This window comes from Falsiroseomonas tokyonensis (genome assembly GCF_019024325.1).
In the GTDB taxonomy this organism is placed as follows: Bacteria; Pseudomonadota; Alphaproteobacteria; order Acetobacterales; family Acetobacteraceae; genus Falsiroseomonas; species Falsiroseomonas tokyonensis.
Window position 1 is genome coordinate 309294 of record NZ_JAFNJS010000002.1, and the last position, 17006, is coordinate 326299.

Below are 17006 nucleotides of genomic sequence, written 5' to 3' on the forward strand. Positions count from 1 at the left end.
CGTCTCCCGTATTATTTTAAGCTTGAACTATCCCGCGCTTGCAAGCTGTTTGGCGCGCAGCACGACATCGCTGTCGGGATCCGCCATCGGTGCCAGCACGGTGAAGTGGTCGGCGCCCGGCAGCAGGGTGCAGCCGCCACGCCAGGCCGCCGCCATCTCGCGGCTCTGCCGGATGAATTCGCCGCTCTCGGCGCCGCCGACCACGCAATGCAGTGCGCCGGCGGGGCGCGGCAGGAAGCGCGGGGAGAGGCGGCGCGCCTCGGCGCGGTCCAGCTTCAGCGCCACGCCGATGCTGGTGTGGCGCAGCGGGTCCAGCTCGAAGACGCCGGAGATCGGCAGCGCGGCCTGCACCAGCCCGGCGGGCAGGGCGGGATCCAGCGCCGGCCAGTCGGTGGCCAGCAGCATCGCGGCCAGGTGCCCGCCGGCGGAATGGCCGCTCGCCACCAGCCGCCGCCCGTGCCGGCGGTGCAGCATGGCCGCTGCCGCATGGATCTGCGCCACGATGGTGGCCAGCGTGACCTGGGGACACAGGTCGTAGGAGGGCACGGCCACCGCCACCCCATGCAGGTTTAGCCCGCGCGCGCAGTGGGAGACGAATTCGCGGCCCAGCCCCTGCCAATAGCCGCCATGGATGAACAGCGCGATCGGCGCATCCCGCGCCGTCGCATCCGGCCAGAACAGGTCGAGCCTTTCCCGCGCGCCCGTCCCATAGGGCAGGGCGAGCTCCACCGCCGGGCAGGCCTCTCGCCATGCGGCGGATTCCGCCTGCCAGGCGGCGATATGGCGCGGATGGTCCGGGACGCGGGCGCGGTTGTTGTATTCAGCTTCGAGATCGAGGGTCATTGCGGCCCATTGCACGCGCCGGACCGCCTTCCGGCAAGCCCGAATTCCGCGCAGGCAGGGGCCCCGGTTCCTCAACCCGGGCCGGATCGGGCATGATGGGCGGATGAAAGTCTATCTCGCCGGCCCCGACGTCTTCCTGCCCAATGCCACCGAGATGGGGGAGGCGAAGAAGCGCCTCTGCGCCCGCCATGGGCTGGAGGGCGTGTTTCCCGCCGACCCGCGGCCCGAGGAGGTCGAGCCGGGCGTCCCCCTCTGGTACGCCATTTATCGGCGCAACGAGGCGCATATGCGCGCCTGCGACGCGCTGGTGGCGAATCTCACGCCCTTCCGCGGCCCCTCCGCCGATCCCGGCACGGTCTATGAGCTTGGCTTCATGCGGGCCCTCGGTCGGCCGGTGTTGGGCTATACCAACGATGCCGCGGATTTCACCACCCGCACCCTCGGCCTGGTCCCGGCGCCGGCCGCCCGCAACGCCGCCGGCCGCTGGCTGGACGGGCAGGGCATGGCACTGGAGAATCACGGCCTGGCCGACAATCTGATGATCGAGGGCGGCATCCGCGCGGCGAATGGCCTGCTGGTGCGCCGCGACGTGCCGGAAGCCGAGCGTTGGAGCGACCTGGCCGCCTTCGAGGACTGCCTTCAAGCTCTCGCGGCTTCGCTTCGTCGCGGTTGACAGCTAGGCCCCGAGGCGCGGAGCCTGCATCCCAGTTCACACCGATGCTGGAAACCCCATGACACTGCCCCCGACCGGCCGCCCCACCATCAGCGGCACGCGCCACGCCATCAGCGCGGGCCACTACCTGGCGGCCGCGGCGGGCTATGCCATCCTCGAGGCCGGCGGCAATGCGGTGGATGCGGGCTGTGCCGCGGGCCTCGCGCTGGGTGTGCTGCAGCCGGACCTGGTGAGTGTGGCGGGCGTCGCGCCCATCCTGATCCGCAAGGCGGATGGCACGGTGGAGAGCATCGCCGGCCTTGGCCATTGGCCGCGCGCGACCCCGCCCGATGTCTTCATGCGCGAGCATGGCGGCCAGATGCCGCCGGGGGTGCGCCGCATGGTGGTGCCCGCCGCCATCGATGCCTGGATCCAGGCCCTGTCCCGTCACGGCACGATGAGCTTCGGCGAGATCGCCGCCGCCGCCATCCGCTTCGCCGGCGAAGGCTTTGCGATGTACCCGCTGCTGCGGGAGAGCATCACGGCGCATGAATCCGAATACCGCACCTGGGCGCAGAACGCGGCGATCTTCCTGCCCGGCGGCAAGGTGCCGGCGCTCGGCCAGAAATTCGTGCAATCCGACCTCGCCCGAAGCCTGGCCTATATGGTGGACCAGGAACGCGCGGCTTCGGGCAAGGGGCGGGAGGCCGGCCTCCAGGCCGCGCATGACGCCTTCTACAAGGGCGACCTGGCGCAGCAGGTGGTGAAATTCGTCCAGGCCGAGGGCGGCTTCCTCTCGGCCCAGGACATGGCGGAGTATCGCAGCCGGATCGAGCCCGTGGTGTCCCGCGACTGGCGCGGACACACCCTGCTGACCTGCGGCCCCTGGTGCCAGGGGCCGGCGCTGACAGAGGCGCTGCTGATCGTCGAGCGCCTCGGGCTGGACGGGCTGGCGCATAACTCCGCCGCCTATATCCATGTGCTGGTGGAGGCGCTGAAGGGCGCGCTGGCCGATCGCGAATACCACTTCGGCGACCCGGCCATGGTGGACGTGCCGCTGGAGCAGCTTCTCTCGCCCGGCCATATCGCGGCGCGCGCGGCGGCCATCGACCTGAAGCGCGCGCATCCGGGCCTGCCGGAGCCCATCCTCGGCCGGGGCAACGACCTGCCCGAGGCGAGCCGCGCGGCCCTGCCGAAGGTGGAGGCGGATACCTCCTACGTCGCGGTGGTGGACCGCTGGGGCAATGCCTTCAGCGCCACGCCCTCCGACGGCTCCTGGAACGTGCCCGTGGTGTCGGGCACGGGCCTGGTGATTTCGGGCCGCGGTTCGCAGAACCGGCCGGACCCGGCGCATCCCTCCGGCGTCGCCCCCGGCAAGCGGCCGCGGCTGACGCCCAACCCGGCCATGGTGGTGACGAAGGATGGCGGTGCCATGCCCTTCGGCACGCCGGGCGGCGATGTGCAGATCCAGGCCATGCTGCAGGTCATGCTGAACATCCTGCATTTCGGCATGGAGGTGCAGGACGCCATCGAGGCCCCGCGCGTCGCCAGCTATTCCTTCCCCTCCTCCTTCGCGCCCTACGAATACTTCCCGGGACGCCTGGCGGTGGAATCGCGCATCCCGGAGACGGTGCGGGCAGAGCTTGCCGCCCTCGGCCATGAGGTGAAGCCCTGGCCGGACATCACCTGGCTGGCCGGCAGCGTGGAGGTGGTGCTGGATGATGTGGCGGCGGGCCTGAAGCGCGCCGGCGCCGATCCGCGCCGCCCCGCCTACGCCATCGCCTCGTGATTCCGCGCCGCGCCCTGCTGGCCGCGCCGGCGCTGGCGGCAGCGCCTGCGCGGGCCCAGGTGGGAGCCGCGGGCGCGGCGGTGGACCTGCTGCTGGTGCTGGCGGTGGATGCCTCCGGCTCGATCGACGCGGATGAATTCGCCCTGCAAAGGGATGGCATCGCGGAGGCCATCGCCCATCCCGCGGTGCTCGCCGCCATTCGGTCCCGGCCGCGCGGGGCCATCGGCGTCGCCATGGTGGAATGGGGCTCGCCGGGCGGGGCGGCGACGGTGGTGGACTGGATGCGCGTGACGGATGCCGCCAGCGCCACGGCCGCCGCGGAGGCGATGCGCGACGCGCCGCGTTCGCGCCAGTCCTACAACGCCATCGGCGACGCCATCCTGCACGCCACCGCGCTGATCGCGGCCGCCCCCTGGCGGGCGGAGGAGCGCACCATCGATGTCTCGGGCGACGGCCCCGATATCCGCAGCCTGACGCCGGCGGCGGAGGCGCGGGACTACGCCGTGGCACAGGGCATCGTGGTGAATGGCCTGGCGATCGAGGCCAGCTCCGCCTGGCGCGACGGCCGCCTCGCCGCGGCCTATGAGCGCGATGTCATGGGTGGCCCTGGCGCCTTCGTGATGCGGGCCGAGGACCGGCGCGACTTCGCCCGCGCCCTGCGCGCCAAGCTGATCCGGGAGGTGGCGCTGCATCCGGCAGGGGCACAATCCGCCCATGCCACAGGCAAGGTGGGCGCAAGCGGCGCCTAGCGGCCGCCCCGCGCCCCTTCCCAGCCGGGACCATTTCCCCCAAGGTCGTCCCAGAACAGGGAATGCTGGACTCTCAATGTGACCGAAACCGGCCGCGCTTTCGACGAGATGCATGAAGATGGCGCCGTGCGCCCTGCCTATGCCGGCATCGCCGCCTGGCTCCAGGCGCATGGACTGGAGGCCCTGGCGGTGAAGCGGGCGGAGGCCGAGGCCCTGTTCCGCCGCGTCGGCATCACCTTCGCCGTCTATGGCGAGGGCGGCGACCCGGAGCGGCTGATCCCCTTCGACGTCATCCCGCGCATCCTGGCCCGCGCCGAATGGGATCGCCTGGCCACCGGCCTGACCCAGCGCGTGAAGGCGCTGAACATGTTCATGGCCGATGTCTACGGCAAGCAGGAGATCCTGGCGGCCGGCCTGATCCCCCGCGCGCTGGTGCTGGAAAACGAGGCCTATTGCCCGCAGATGCAGGGGTTTGTCCCGCCCGGCGGCATCTACAGCCATATCTCCGGCATCGACCTGGTGCGCACCGGGGCCAACGACTTCTACGTGCTGGAGGACAATTGCCGCACTCCCTCCGGCGTCTCCTATATGCTGGAGAACCGGGAGGCGATGCTGCGGCTGTTTCCGGCGCTCTGTGCCAGCCACCGCTTGGCGCCGGTCAGCCACTATCCGGAAGATCTGCTGGAGACGCTGAAGGATGTGGCGCCGCCGAACTGCAAGGGCGAGCCCTGCGTCGCCATCCTGACGCCGGGCCATTTCAACAGCGCCTATTACGAACACTGCTTCCTGGCCGATGAGATGGGCGTGGAGGTGGTGGAGGGCGCCGACCTTTTCGTGCAGGACGACGTGGTCTTCATGCGCACCACCGCCGGGCCGCGCCGCGTGGATGTGCTGTATCGCCGCGTCGATGACGACTACCTGGACCCGAAGGTGTTCCGCCCGGACAGCATGCTGGGCGTACCCGGCATCTTCGGCGCCTATCGCGCGGGCAATGTCACCCTGGCCAATGCGCCGGGCGCGGGCATCGCCGATGACAAGGCGATCTACCCCTTCGTGCCGGAGATGATCCGCTTCTACCTGGGCGAGACGCCGCTGCTGCAGAACGTGCCGACCTTCCTCTGCGAGCGGGAGGCGGACCGCGCCTATGTGCTGGCGAACATTTCCGACCTGGTGGTGAAGCTGGCGCGGGGTTCAGGCGGCTATGGCATGCTGATCGGGCCGCATAGCACGGCGGAACAGCGCGCGGAGTTCACGCGGCGCATCCTGGAAAAGCCGGCGGATTACATCGCGCAGCCGACCCTGGCGCTGTCCACCGTGCCCTGCCTGGCAGGGGAGGAGATCGCGCCGCGCCATGTGGACCTGCGCCCCTATGTGCTGACCGGCAAGGCGGTGCGGATCGTGCCCGGCGGGCTGACCCGCGTGGCACTGCGGGCGGGGTCGCTGGTGGTGAATTCCTCCCAGGGCGGCGGCACCAAGGACACCTGGGTGGTGGATGACGCGCCCAGCCAGTCCCAGTCGCAGAGCCAGTCCCAATCCGGCGGCGGGCGGCAAAGCCAGAGCCAATCCCAGTCGCAGGGGCAGGGGTAGCCGCCATGCTCTCCCGCACCGCAGACAGCCTCTACTGGATGGGCCGCTACACCGAGCGCGCCGGCAACCTCGCGCGCGGCATGCAGGTGGCGCTGCGCATGGCCGGGCTGGGCGAGAGCCTCGGCGATACCGACAATGAATGGCGCAGCCTGCTGGTCGCCACCGGCGCCGAGCCCGGCTTTCGGGCCGAGCATGCGGAGGTGACGCCGGAGGCGGTGATCCGCTGGCTGGCGATCGACGCCAAGAACCCGTCCTCCATCGCCAATTGCATCGAAGCCGCGCGCAGCAATGGCCGCGCCGTGCGCACGGCCCTGACGGTGGATATGTGGGAGGCGCTGAACGACACCTGGCGCGAGATGCGCCTCCTGGCCGGCACCGCGACGGATGCCGACCGGCTGCCGGGCTTCCTGGACTGGGTGCGCGCCCGCACGCTGCTGTTCAACGGCGCGGCGGCCGATACCATGCTGCGCGACGATGGCTGGCGCTTCGTGCATCTGGGCGTGATGCTGGAACGCGCCGACAACACGGCACGTCTGTTGGACGCGAAGCACACGGCGCTGGATGGGCCGGAATCGGAAGGCGCGGTCGCCTATGCGCAGTGGCAGGCGCTGCTGCGCTCCGTCTCCGCCTTGCGGTCCTATCAATGGGTTTATCACACGCGGCTGCAGCCGAAGCTGGTGGCGGATCTGCTGATCCTGCGGCCGGAACTGCCGCGCTCCCTGCTCGCCTGCCATCGGAAGGTGGACCAGGTGCTGGACCGCATCGCGGAATCCAGCGGCGGCCGTCGCGGTGCCTGTCATCGCCTGGCGAGCGAGGCCCATGCGGGGCTGCGCGAGGCCCGCATCGAGGACATCCTAGCCGGCGGGCTGCACGACTTCCTGACGCGCATGATCGACCGCAATCTCGATCTCGGCCGCGAGATCGCCGACTTCTACCTGCACGCATGACCTATTGCGTCGGCCTGCTGCTGGATGCGGGGCTGGTGATGCTGTCCGACACCCGCACCAATGCGGGTGTCGACAACATTTCCGTCTTCGGCAAGACCTTCGTCCACGAGACACCCGGCGAGCGGGCCCTGGCGCTGCTGACGGCCGGCAATCTGGCGGTGACGCAGGCGGTCTGGAACCGGCTGCAGGAGGGGGTGAAGCTGGACGGCCAGCTTCTCACCCTGGGCAGCGCCGAAAACATGTTCCGTGCGGCGCAGCTGGTGGGTGCGGCGGTGCGGGAGGTCTTTGCCACCGATGGTCCCGGGCTGCGCGACCATGGGCTGGGCTTCGACGTCTCCATCCTGCTCGGGGGGCAGATCGGCACGGCGCCGCCCCGGCTGTTCCTGGTTTATGCAGCCGGCAATTTCATCGAGGCGACGGCGGACACGCCCTTCCTGCAGATCGGCGAGCACAAGTATGGCAAGCCGATCCTGGACCGCGTGCTGAGCCCGGCAACGCCGCTGGCCGATGGCGTGACGCTGGCGCTGATCAGCATGGACAGCACGCTGCGCTCCAACCTGACCGTTGGCCTGCCGATCGACCTGACGGTGATCCGCCGCGATGCGCTGGCCGTTTCGCTGCGCCGGCGCATCACGGAGGAAGACGCCTATTTCGCCTTCCTGCGCCAGCGCTGGTCCGAGAGCTTGCGCGAGGCCTACCAGGCGCTGCCGCGGCCGGATTGGCTGGATTAGCTACTCCAGCACTTCCTCCACCTCCGGCGCATCGGCGCGGCCATAGAGATAGAAGCCGCGCTTGCGCTCCGGCGTCCAGTCCGGGTCGTCCCAGGCGATCATCTTGCCCGGGTTCAGCAGGCCATGCGGGTCCGCGATGCGCTTGAAGTCGAGCTGTTCGGAATCGATGCGCTTCATCCCGCCTTCCTCCAGCGTGAAGGCATGCGGGTTGAAGATGGGGGCGCCGGCTTCCTCATGGATGCGGATGATCTCGGCCAGCCGCTCCTCCGTCGTGAAGCGCACCAGCTGCAGGCCGAAGCAGGAAACGACGCCGTTGAGGCGAACGAATTCCAGGTGCTGCATCACCTCATCGCCGAACAGCGCATCCATCTTCGCCACCAACTCGAAGTGGTGCGGAGCGGGGAAGAGGGTTTGGAGGTAGGTCAGGCCGCGATCAACCTTCAGGGCCTGCAGTGTGGTGTGGTTCCAGGTGAATTCATACAGCGGCGTTTCGGCGGCCTCGGTCGGCGCCGCATGGATCTGCCGGCCGCCGAAGCGCGCCAGCAGCGGCGGCAGCAATTCGAGGAAGGGCTCGGCCACCATGGCGAGGGAGGTCGCGGTGCCGGGCACCAGAATGCCGAGGAAGGGTTTGAAATAGCGCTGCGCCACGCCGGGCGCGACAACGCCGGCCATCTTCTTCACGATGCCGTCGCTGGAAACCAGGGCTTCGGAGAAGCGGGCGGCGGAGATGGTGTCGGGGAACTCGGACAGCACGTCGATCCAGTCCCAGGCCGGCGCCAGGGGCATCTCCAGCTCGGTGATGATGCCGTTGGTGCCATAGGCGTGGTTCGCCTTGTCGATCTCCGCCCCGCGCAGTTCCAGCACCCGCGGCTCGGCCTCCATCGTCACCACGCGCAGGCCCAGGATATTGCCGGGCTCGCGCAGCTTGCCGTAGGTGCAGGACCCGATGCCGGAGGAACCGCCGGCGATGAAGCCGCCGAGGCTCGCGGTGCGCTTGGTGGAGGGGTGGAAGCGCAGCTCGCCGCGCACCTCCCGCCGCGTGATCGCATCGAGGTCGATCAGCTTGATCCCGGCCTGTGCCCGCACGACGCCGGGCTTGGTCCAGATCACGCGGTTCAGGCCCATCAGATCCAGCACGACGCCGCCCTTCAGCGGCATGGCCTGGCCGTAATTGCCGGTGCCGGCGCCGCGCGGCGTCAGCGGCACCTGGTGCTTCACGCAGGCGGCCATGATGGCGATGACCTCGGCCTCGTCGCGCGGGCAGGCCACCGCCTCCGCCGTCACGCCGTTCAACTGGCGCTTCAGCACGGGCGAGTACCAGAAGAAGTCGCGCGAGCGCTGGCGCACCAAGGCGGGGTCGGTGATCCAGTCGATGGCCGGCAATTCGGCCATTACGGCTTGAACGGACATCAGGCCTCCAAGGGTGTGAAATCGCGCATCTTGCCGGGGTTGAGCAGGCCGAGCGGATCGGTGCGCTGCTTGAAGCCGAGCTGGTCGCCGGGCACGCGGCGATAGTTGCTGCCTTCCTCGATGGTCAGGACGTGCGGATTGGCGATGCCGATGTTGTGGGCCTCGAAGGCGGCCATGATCTCGGCCAGACGTTCGGCATTGGTCCAGCGGATGACGGGCAAGGCGGACATGGTGAGGCGGCCGCCGAAGCGGACGCATTCCGTGTGCATCCAGACCTCGTCGCGGAAGGGGATGCGCACGGCCTCGATCGCTTCCAGTGTGTTCTCGAAGGGGAAGCGGCACTGCAGATAGGTGACGCCGCGATCCTTCTTCAGCACCTGCAGCGTGGTGTGGTTCCAGCAGTATTCGTAGAAGGGCGTCGCGTCGCCATCGCGCTCGGCCTCCACGGTGGATTGCTCGGCGACGATGGTGCCGCCGTGTTCCGCCGCCAATTCGCGCAGCGCCAGCAGGGCGGAGGGCGCCACCATCACCAGGGCCAGCGCATGGCCAGCGGGCACGGCATCGGAAAGGCCGCGGAAGAAGGGGGGAAGCTGGCTGTCGAAGACGCCGCACATCTTCTTCGGGATGCCGTCCGCGAAACTCAGCTCCAGCGCGAAGCGGCTGGCGGGGACGAAGTCGGGGAAGGCGATGGCCACGTCGCGCCAGTCCTGCGCCGGCGTCAGGGGCACGCGGATGCGGGTCAGCACGCCGGTGGTGCCATAGGTGCGGTTGACCGGATTGGCCGCCATGCCTTCCAGATCCAAGATGCGCGGCGGATCGGTCATGGTGGCCACGCGGGCGCCCAGGAAATTCCCGCGCTCGCGCATCGTGCCGTGGCTGATGCCGCCGACCCCGGCGCCGCCACCGGCCACGAAGCCGCCGATGGTCGCGGTGCGCTTGGTGGAGGGCCAGAGCTTCAGCTCCCAGCCCCGCTCCCGCGCCCAGAGGTCGAGGTCGATCATCTTCGCCCCGGCCTCCACCTCCACCACGCCATCGGTCAGCGCGATCGGCGCGGACATCGCCGACATGTCGAGCACGATGCCGCCTTCCAGCGGCACGCATTGCCCGTAATTGCCGGTGCCGCCGCCGCGCTGCGTGACCGGCACGCGCGCCGCCCGCGCGGCGGTGAGGATGCGCAGAACCTCCGCCTCGTTGCGGGGTTTTGCGAAAAGCTCGGCGGACTTGCCGTCCAGCAGCGCCTTCAGGATCGGGCTGTACCAGTAGAAATCGCGGCTCTTCTGCCGCAGCAGGGCGCGATCGGTGGAGAGTTCGATCCCATCCAAGGCGGCGACCAGGGCTGCGATATCAGCCATGCGGGGAGGGCTCGTTGGCAAGAAAACCCTCGGCATCGAAGGCCGCGACCTGGCCCCAGAGCGTCGCCATCTTCTCGGCCGCGAAATCCAACAGCTGCTCGCCGATTTCCGTCGTCGCCAGCGAGGCATCGCCCACGGCGCCGGCCGGATTCAAATCCTGCGCCTGCCAGGCCAGCGGCGCGCCGGCATCGGGCGCCATGTTCGGCGCGATATTGGACACGCCCTGCCAGCGGCTCACGAAATTCACCGCCTTGTCCATCTTCACCAGATGAGGGGTCAGCGCGAGCATCACGCTGGTCTCGTCGCGGCCCGCATGGATGCCGTACTTGCCTTCCACCGGGTCCTTCAGCGCCTCCGGCTTGCCCATCCGCGCCCACATGGCGTTGATCGCCAGGATGCCGTGCTGGATGCGGATGCGGCGGCAGGCGATATCGAGCACCGACACGTTGCCGCCATGGCTGTTGACGATCACCAGCCGCTTCACGCCGGCCCGCGCCACGCTGGCGCCGATATCCGTCACCAGCGCCAGCAGCGTCTCTGGCGAGGTGGTGACGGTGCCGGGAAAACGCAGGTGCTCCACCGAGCAGCCCACGCATTGCGTCGGCAGAACCAGCACCGGCAGATCGGCCGGCGCCACCTTCAGGGTGCGCGCGATGACGCCCTGGTTGATGGTGGTATCCACCGAGACCGGCAGGTGCGGCCCGTGCTGCTCGATGCTCGCCACCGGCAGCACGGCCACGGTATTGGCCGGCAGGTCGCGAAACGCGGGCCAGGGCAGGTCCTGCCAGTAGCGGGTGGGAAGCGGGGCCATGGCGGGACCTTTCTCGAGGCGCCTCATGACTGCCGGAGATCGGCCGCCGGGGGCAGGTAGGACGGGTCGTAGATATCGGAGGCCGGCAGAGGGCGCGAGATGCCGAAGGCCTCCCGCACCGCGTCGATGTTGCGCTGCAGCCGCGCCATGTCCACCTGGCCGAAGCCGTTCTGGCGCACATGCGGCGTGAAGGTCAGACGGTCCAGCGCCATGCGCAGGCGCTCCGTCTCCAGCGCCACATCGGTCAGCGGCTCGCGCCGGCGGAGATTGGCGATGGTGGCGTCGGGGTCGCGCAGGCTGTCGTATTGCGCGCGCACCAGGCCGCGGATCAGGCCCGTGACGGCCTGCGGATTGGCCGCCGCCCAGCGCCGCGTGGTGATGAGGGAGGTTGCGAAGAAATTCGCGCCCACATCGCTGAACAGCATGGTGACGATATCCTGCTCCGCCACGCCCAGGCCGCGCAGCGAGAAGATGCCGGAGGTGATGAAGCCGGTGATGGCATTCACCCGGCCCTGCGCCAGCATCGGCTCGCGCAGCTGCGGCGTCACGCTCTGCCAGCGGACGCTCGCCGGATCAAAGCCGGCCGCCTTGGCAAATGCCGGGAAGAGCTGCCGGCCGGCATCGGATTCGGGGGCCGCCAGCGTCTTGCCCACCAGGTCGGCCGGGGTGCGGATGTTCTCGCGACGCAGGGTCATGACGGCCAGCGCCGTGGCGTCATGCAGGATGAAGGGCGTGAAGAGGTCACTCTCCGGCCGCTCCAGCTTCATGCGGATGGTGGGCGAGAGGTCGGCGACGCCGACATCATAGGCGCCGGCCGAGATCTTCACCGGCACGTCGCCGGAGCCGAAGCCGCGATCCATGGTGACGTTCAGCCCGGCCTCGCGGAAATAGCCCTTGTCCAGCGCCAGCACGAAGGCGCCCTGCGGGCCCTGCAGCGCCCAGTCCAGGGTGAAGCGCACATTGGTCAGGGACTGCGCGTGCACCGCGGGGGCGGCGAGGGCGGAGCCGATCAGGGCGAGGGCGTGGCGGCGGCGCATGGTGATCATCCTGGCGATGAAGATTGCCGCGCTGTTAGCAAGCCCGGTACGGCGGATGGAAGCCCGTTCTGCCCGAAACCTTGGCGTCGAAGCCCGGGGTCTGCTGCTTTCATGGGCGATCTGGCGAGGGACTGGGCGGATTACCGCAGCCAACCGGCGCGTGGCGCTTGCAAGGGCAGGCGCGCATTTGCACGCTGAAGTCCTGACGCCTTGCGAGGACCCACCGGATGCGCCCCACCGAAACCCCGCTGCTGCGCCGCTTCTGGTACCCCGTCATGCCGGTCGGCCACCTGGCCGAAGGCCCGAAGCCCTTCCGCCTGCTCGGCCAGGACCTGGTGATCTGGCTGGATGGGGAGGGCAAGGCCGCGGCCATGGATGACCGCTGCTGCCATCGCACGGCCAAGCTTTCGAAGGGCTTCTATACCTCCGGTCGCCTCGCCTGCGGCTATCACGGCTGGGAATTCTCGGCCGATGGCCGCGTCATGCGCGTGCCGCAGCGCCCGGTGGACCGGCAGGGCGCCACCAATATGCGCGTGCCCTCCTACCAGGCCGAAATCCGCTACGGCCATGTCTGGGTGGCGCTGGAGAACCCGCTGTATCCGCTGCCGGATTTCGAGGAGGAGGGCCTCGGCTTCCGGCGCATCGACGAATTCTATGAGGTCTGGAGCTGCGCCGGCCTCCGCCTGATGGAGAACAGCTTTGATAATGCCCACTTCGCCTTCGTCCACCGGACGAGCTTCGGCGACCAGGGCCACCCTGAACCCGCTAAGCTGGAGATCGAGGAGCACGAGGACGGCTTCATGATGATCACCGAGGTTCCAGTGCGGAATCCCGAGATCCAGAAGAAGGTCCTGAACATGGAAAGCGACACCACCGTCCGCCACATGCGCGGCCGCTGGTACGCGCCCTTCCTGAGAAAACTGCGCATCCAGTATCCGAATGGCCTCAGCCATTCCATCGTCACCTGCGCCACGCCGATCGACGATGCCTCCTCCATGGTCGTGCAATTCGTCTTCCGCAACGACACGGAGCAACAGGCCAAGGCCGCCGATGTCATCGCCTTCGACCGCATCGTGACGGATGAGGACCGCGACATCCTGGAAAGCACCGACCCGGACGTGCCGCTGGACCAGATAGGCATCGAGATGAACATGCCCAGCGACCGCCCGGGCGTGCTGATGCGGCGGATGCTAGCGCGCATGATCGCGGCGCATCAGCCGGCGCTCGAGGCGGCTGAATAGGGCCTGCGGACAGTTGGGGCCGGGATGCGGCCGGCGAGGGATTTTTCGTGCTGGGCAGGAAGACAGCGGAGCCGATGGCACTCCATCGGCGAGCATGGCTGACGCACCCAGCGCGGAAAAGCACCGCTGGACGCGCCCGCAGCCCAACTGTCCGCAGGCCCTCACGCATTGACCTGCGGCCGCCCGTCCCCGATGGACGGGCCGACCGGAGGACAAGCATGCCGAAGCCCGATATCCTGCTGCTGAGCGAGATGATCCAGCCCGCCGCCGTGGCGGCGTTGCAGGCGCTGTTCACCGTCCATGACGGCCGCAGCCCCGAGGGGCTGGAGGCGGCTCTGGCCGGGCAGGGCGGCGTCATCCAGGGCCTCGCCATTTCCGGCCGCAACACCGTGGACCGCGCCCTGCTGGACCGCCTGCCGGCACTCCGCATCGTCGCCTGCTTCAGCGCCGGCATCGACAAGGTGGATACCGCCGCGCTGGCCGCACGCGGCATTCCCCTGACGAACACCTCCGCCGTGCTGGCGGAGGAGGTGGCGGATCTCGCCATGGCGCTGCTGGTGATGGCGCGGCGCCGGCTGCTGGCGGCGGATGCCTATGTGCGCAGCGGCGACTGGGCGGCGCTTGGCGACTTCCCCTTCGGCCATTCCATCCAGGGCTGCCGCATGGGGCTGCTCGGCTTCGGCCATATCGGCAGCGCCATCGCGCGCCGCGCCCAGGCCGCGGGGCTCAGCCTGCGCTACTGCACCCGCAGCCCGCGCCCGGGCCTCGACCTGCCCTTCCACCCCACGCCCCTGTCCCTGGCGCAGGACAGCGACATCCTGATGGTCGCCACCACCGGAGGCGCCGCGAACCGCGACCTGGTGGACGCCCCCACCATCCGCGCCCTCGGCCCTGGGGGCACGTTGATCAACATCTCCCGCGGCGAGGTGGTGGAGGAGGCGGCGCTGCTGGCGGCGCTGGAGGATGGCGGGCTGGGCTCGGCCGGCCTCGACGTGTTTCGGAACGAGCCGCGCATCGACCCGCGCTTCACCGCCCTGCCGAACGTGGTCCTGGCCCCCCACATCGCCAGCGCCACTGTGGAAACCCGCGCCGCCATGGGCGCGCATGTGGTGCAATCCCTGCGGCGCGCCCTGCTGCCGGACTGACCCCGAAACCCGGCTGTTCCTGCCGCGTTCCTGGCGCTGAACCGGGAGCGCCACGACAGCATGAACCAGATTTCCATGGGGCGCCCCGCGGCCGCGCGGCACCTCCTCGACCGCTATCTCTCCGTCCGTGCGCGGACCGAAGCGCTGGCCGCGCCCCTCTCGGCCGAGGACCAGGTCGTGCAATCCATGCCGGATTGCAGCCCGACCAAATGGCATCGCGCCCATACCACCTGGTTCTTCGAGACCTTTCTCCTGCTGCCGCACCTGCCCGGCGCGCAACGGGTCAACGAGGATTACGCGACGCTGTTCAACAGCTACTATGTCGCCGCCGGCCCGCGGCATGCCAGGCCACAGCGCGGCATGATCACGCGCCCGAATGGCGCCGCCATCGCCGAATATCGCCGGCAGGTCGATGCCGCCATGGCGCGGCTGCTCTGCGCCGCGACGCCCGAGATCGCCTCTCTGGTGGAGCTCGGCCTGCAGCATGAGGAGCAGCACCAGGAGCTGCTGCTGACGGATGCGCTGCATGCGCTGTCCCTGAACCCGCTGCGCCCGGCCTATGATTCTGGCTGGCAGGACCCCGCGCCGGATGCGGCGATGGCTAGCATGCTGGAAGGGCCGGAGGGTCTGGTCGAGATCGGCCATGACGGCATCGGCTATTCTTTCGACAACGAGACGCCGCGCCACCGCCACTATCTGGCGCCCTTCCGCATCGCCAACCGCCTGGTGACCAATGGCGAATGGCAGGCCTTCATCGCGGATGGCGGCTACCGCAGCCCGCTTCTGTGGATGAGCGACGGCTGGGCCGCCTGCCAGGCGCAGGACTGGCAGGCGCCGCTCTACTGGGAGGAGCGGGACGGGGCATGGCGACAGTTCGGCCTTGGCGGGCTGCGGCCGATCGATCCCGCCGCGCCGGTCCGCCACATTTCCTGGTACGAGGCCGATGCCTTCGCCCGCTGGGTTGGCCGCCGCCTGCCCACCGAGCAGGAATGGGAAGCCGCCGCCACCCGCCCGGGCTTCGCCGAGGCCGAGGGCATCGCCTGGCAATGGACCGGCAGCGCCTATCGCCCCTATCCCGGCTTCCGCCCCTGGGAAGGCGCCGTCGGCGAATACAATGGCAAGTTCATGGTGAACCAGATGGTGCTGCGCGGCGGCTCGTTGGCCACCGCACCAGGCCATTCCCGCGCCAGCTACCGCAACTTCTTCCCGCCCGACGCGCGCTGGCAATTCACCGGCCTGCGCCTGGCGGAGGATGCGGCATGAGCGCCGCGGTCGAGCTGCAGCCGGCCCTGGTGGCCGATGCGATCGCGGGCCTGTCCGCCACGCGCAAGACTCTGCCGTGCAAATGGCTCTATGACGCCGAGGGCACGCGGCTGTTCGAAGCGATCACCCGCCTGCCGGAATACTACCCGACGCGGACCGAGGTGCAGATCCTGGACCAGCGCGGCCGGGACATCGCCCAGGCGGTAGGACGTGGCGCGGCCGTGGTGGAATTCGGCCCCGGCGACGGCGCCAAGGCGGTGCAGCTGCTGGGCGCGCTCCAGGCGCCGGCGGCCTATCTGCCCGTGGACATCGCCCCCGAATGGCTGGAGGACGTGGCAGAGCGCGTGACCGGGGCTTTCCCGCACCTGCCCGTGCGCCCGGTAGTGGCGGATTTCACCCGGCCCTTCGACCTGCCCGCCCATGCCGGCGGCAGCGCCGCGCGGCTCGGCTTCTTCTCCGGCTCCACCATCGGCAATTTCGAGCCGGAGGAGGCGGTGGCCTTCCTCGCCCGCGCCCGGGCTACCCTGGGGCCAGGGTCGCGGATGCTGCTGGGCGCCGACCTGGTGAAGGAGGTGGCGATCCTGGAAGCCGCCTATGACGACAGCGCCCGCGTCACCGCCGCCTTCAACCTGAACCTGCTCGCCCGGCTGAACCGGGAGGCGGGCGCCGATTTCGAACTGGACGGCTTCGCCCATGCGGCGCGCTGGAATCCGGGGCGGGAGCGCATAGAGATGCACCTGGTCGCCCGCCGCCCCCAGCGGGTGCGGCTGGGCGGCCGGGTCTTCGCCTTCGCCGCCGGCGAAAGCATCCACACCGAGAGCAGCCACAAATACCGCCCCGACCGGCTGCGCCAATTGGCCGAGGCGGCCGGCTGGCGCCAGGCGCGGATCTGGACGGATCCGGAGGAGATGTTCTCCGTCTGGCTGCTGGAGGCCTGAGGCCCCCGGCGGAACCTGCGGCCGGGGTCGCCGTTCTGGCGACGTCAGCCGGAGGGAGGAGACGATGCCGGAGAACCGGACACGCAGCGTGCTCGTCGTCGAGGACGAGGATCTCGTCGCCATGGCGACCGGGGAGGCGCTGGAAGGCCACGGCTTCCATGTCTGCGGCACCGCCGCGACCGAGGCCGCCGCGCTGCGCCTGGCCGCCGAATGCGATCCGGACTTCGCCGTGGTGGACCTGCAACTGGCTGGCGGCGGCAGCGGATTGAGGGTGGGGCGGGCGCTGGCGGCGGAAGGGGTGCAGGTGCTCTACGCCACCGGCCATGGCCCCGCCTGGCGGCAGGAGATGGAAGACACCGGCGCCCGCGGCTGCATCGCCAAGCCCTATGATCCGGGCGATGTGCCGCGCGCGCTGGAGGCGCTGGACCGCTTGCAGCTCGGCGCCGCGCCGCGGCGCCTGCCGCCGGAGATGCACCTCTTCGTCGATTGAGGGGCACCCCCGCCGGCGGCC

Annotated in this window: 16 protein-coding genes; 11 read left to right on the forward strand and 5 right to left on the reverse strand. The window is 69.7% G+C overall.

The window, feature by feature from the left end; genetic code table 11:
• Nucleotides 1–27: 27 nt before the first annotated feature.
• Nucleotides 28–843: an alpha/beta hydrolase gene (locus tag J3S20_RS07655; protein ID WP_216835859.1), complete on the reverse strand. Its 816-nt coding sequence runs from the start codon at nucleotides 841–843 to the stop codon at nucleotides 28–30.
• Nucleotides 844–946: 103 nt separating this feature from the next.
• On the opposite strand from J3S20_RS07655, the gene J3S20_RS07660 reads away from it, so the two are divergent.
• The 6 genes from J3S20_RS07660 (at nucleotide 947) to J3S20_RS07685 (ending at nucleotide 7298) form a co-directional block, all read left to right on the forward strand.
• Nucleotides 947–1516 (forward strand): nucleoside 2-deoxyribosyltransferase, encoded by a 570-nt coding sequence (locus tag J3S20_RS07660; protein WP_216835860.1) that lies wholly within the window; start codon nucleotides 947–949, stop codon nucleotides 1514–1516.
• 58 nt (nucleotides 1517–1574) lie between these two features.
• Nucleotides 1575–3284: a gamma-glutamyltransferase family protein gene (locus tag J3S20_RS07665; protein WP_216835861.1), complete on the forward strand. Its 1710-nt coding sequence runs from the start codon at nucleotides 1575–1577 to the stop codon at nucleotides 3282–3284.
• Nucleotides 3281–4033, forward strand: coding sequence for a DUF1194 domain-containing protein (locus J3S20_RS07670; protein WP_343215180.1), 753 nt, complete (start codon nucleotides 3281–3283; stop codon nucleotides 4031–4033). Before J3S20_RS07665 ends, J3S20_RS07670 begins: the two co-directional genes overlap by 4 nt.
• A gap of 108 nt (nucleotides 4034–4141) precedes the next feature.
• A complete protein-coding gene (locus J3S20_RS07675) occupies nucleotides 4142–5620 on the forward strand; it encodes a circularly permuted type 2 ATP-grasp protein (protein WP_216836396.1) in 1479 nt (492 codons plus the stop codon).
• A 5-nt stretch (nucleotides 5621–5625) separates the two neighbouring features.
• Nucleotides 5626–6567: an alpha-E domain-containing protein gene (locus J3S20_RS07680; RefSeq protein WP_216835862.1), complete on the forward strand. Its 942-nt coding sequence runs from the start codon at nucleotides 5626–5628 to the stop codon at nucleotides 6565–6567.
• On the forward strand, nucleotides 6564–7298 hold the full coding sequence (locus tag J3S20_RS07685) for a proteasome-type protease (RefSeq protein WP_216835863.1): 735 nt from the start codon (nucleotides 6564–6566) through the stop codon (nucleotides 7296–7298). Before J3S20_RS07680 ends, J3S20_RS07685 begins: the two co-directional genes overlap by 4 nt.
• On the opposite strand, the gene J3S20_RS07690 is transcribed toward J3S20_RS07685, so the two are convergent.
• Genes J3S20_RS07690 through J3S20_RS07705 form a run of 4 tightly spaced genes read right to left on the reverse strand, consistent with a single transcriptional unit; the run spans nucleotide 7299 to nucleotide 11908 of the window.
• Nucleotides 7299–8708, reverse strand: a complete 1410-nt coding sequence (locus tag J3S20_RS07690; protein WP_216835864.1) for an FAD-binding oxidoreductase — start codon at nucleotides 8706–8708, stop codon at nucleotides 7299–7301.
• Complete coding sequence (locus tag J3S20_RS07695) at nucleotides 8708–10060, reverse strand: FAD-binding oxidoreductase (RefSeq protein ID WP_216835865.1); 1353 nt, start codon at nucleotides 10058–10060, stop codon at nucleotides 8708–8710. The genes J3S20_RS07690 and J3S20_RS07695 overlap by 1 nt, the downstream gene beginning before the upstream one ends.
• The gene (locus J3S20_RS07700) at nucleotides 10053–10871 is read right to left on the reverse strand and encodes a creatininase family protein (protein WP_216835866.1); all 819 of its coding nucleotides are present in this window, start codon (nucleotides 10869–10871) and stop codon (nucleotides 10053–10055) included. The genes J3S20_RS07695 and J3S20_RS07700 overlap by 8 nt, the downstream gene beginning before the upstream one ends.
• 23 nt (nucleotides 10872–10894) lie before the next feature.
• The gene (locus J3S20_RS07705) at nucleotides 10895–11908 is read right to left on the reverse strand and encodes an ABC transporter substrate-binding protein (RefSeq protein WP_216835867.1); all 1014 of its coding nucleotides are present in this window, start codon (nucleotides 11906–11908) and stop codon (nucleotides 10895–10897) included.
• Nucleotides 11909–12135: 227 nt separating this feature from the next.
• Here J3S20_RS07705 and J3S20_RS07710 point away from each other — a divergent pair, with 227 nt between their 5' ends.
• The 5 genes from J3S20_RS07710 to J3S20_RS07730 all read left to right on the forward strand — a co-directional run bounded on the left by J3S20_RS07710 (nucleotide 12136) and on the right by J3S20_RS07730 (nucleotide 16985).
• The gene (locus J3S20_RS07710; protein ID WP_216835868.1) at nucleotides 12136–13149 is read left to right on the forward strand and encodes an aromatic ring-hydroxylating dioxygenase subunit alpha; all 1014 of its coding nucleotides are present in this window, start codon (nucleotides 12136–12138) and stop codon (nucleotides 13147–13149) included.
• A gap of 218 nt (nucleotides 13150–13367) precedes the next feature.
• Complete coding sequence (locus tag J3S20_RS07715) at nucleotides 13368–14294, forward strand: NAD(P)-dependent oxidoreductase (protein ID WP_216835869.1); 927 nt, start codon at nucleotides 13368–13370, stop codon at nucleotides 14292–14294.
• 60 nt (nucleotides 14295–14354) lie between these two features.
• Nucleotides 14355–15557 carry an ergothioneine biosynthesis protein EgtB gene (egtB, locus tag J3S20_RS07720; protein WP_246602485.1) on the forward strand — a complete coding sequence of 401 codons (1203 nt, stop codon included), beginning with the start codon at nucleotides 14355–14357 and terminating at the stop codon, nucleotides 15555–15557.
• Nucleotides 15554–16495, forward strand: a complete 942-nt coding sequence (gene egtD / locus J3S20_RS07725; protein WP_216835870.1) for an L-histidine N(alpha)-methyltransferase — start codon at nucleotides 15554–15556, stop codon at nucleotides 16493–16495. Before egtB ends, egtD begins: the two co-directional genes overlap by 4 nt.
• Before the next feature lie 64 nt (nucleotides 16496–16559).
• Nucleotides 16560–16985, forward strand: coding sequence for a response regulator (locus J3S20_RS07730; RefSeq protein ID WP_216835871.1), 426 nt, complete (start codon nucleotides 16560–16562; stop codon nucleotides 16983–16985).
• The last annotated feature ends 21 nt before the right edge of the window (nucleotides 16986–17006 follow it).

Coding starts and splice junctions, on each gene's coding strand:
- J3S20_RS07655 (WP_216835859.1), bottom strand. CDS start 843: ATGACCCTCGATCTCGAAGCTGAATACAACAACCGCGCCCGCGTCCCG.
- J3S20_RS07660 (WP_216835860.1), top strand. CDS start 947: ATGAAAGTCTATCTCGCCGGCCCCGACGTCTTCCTGCCCAATGCCACC.
- J3S20_RS07665 (WP_216835861.1), top strand. CDS start 1,575: ATGACACTGCCCCCGACCGGCCGCCCCACCATCAGCGGCACGCGCCAC.
- J3S20_RS07675 (WP_216836396.1), top strand. CDS start 4,142: ATGCATGAAGATGGCGCCGTGCGCCCTGCCTATGCCGGCATCGCCGCC.
- J3S20_RS07680 (WP_216835862.1), top strand. CDS start 5,626: ATGCTCTCCCGCACCGCAGACAGCCTCTACTGGATGGGCCGCTACACC.
- J3S20_RS07685 (WP_216835863.1), top strand. CDS start 6,564: ATGACCTATTGCGTCGGCCTGCTGCTGGATGCGGGGCTGGTGATGCTG.
- J3S20_RS07690 (WP_216835864.1), bottom strand. CDS start 8,708: ATGTCCGTTCAAGCCGTAATGGCCGAATTGCCGGCCATCGACTGGATC.
- J3S20_RS07695 (WP_216835865.1), bottom strand. CDS start 10,060: ATGGCTGATATCGCAGCCCTGGTCGCCGCCTTGGATGGGATCGAACTC.
- J3S20_RS07700 (WP_216835866.1), bottom strand. CDS start 10,871: ATGGCCCCGCTTCCCACCCGCTACTGGCAGGACCTGCCCTGGCCCGCG.
- J3S20_RS07705 (WP_216835867.1), bottom strand. CDS start 11,908: ATGCGCCGCCGCCACGCCCTCGCCCTGATCGGCTCCGCCCTCGCCGCC.
- J3S20_RS07710 (WP_216835868.1), top strand. CDS start 12,136: ATGCGCCCCACCGAAACCCCGCTGCTGCGCCGCTTCTGGTACCCCGTC.
- J3S20_RS07715 (WP_216835869.1), top strand. CDS start 13,368: ATGCCGAAGCCCGATATCCTGCTGCTGAGCGAGATGATCCAGCCCGCC.
- egtB (WP_246602485.1), top strand. CDS start 14,355: ATGAACCAGATTTCCATGGGGCGCCCCGCGGCCGCGCGGCACCTCCTC.
- egtD (WP_216835870.1), top strand. CDS start 15,554: ATGAGCGCCGCGGTCGAGCTGCAGCCGGCCCTGGTGGCCGATGCGATC.
- J3S20_RS07730 (WP_216835871.1), top strand. CDS start 16,560: ATGCCGGAGAACCGGACACGCAGCGTGCTCGTCGTCGAGGACGAGGAT.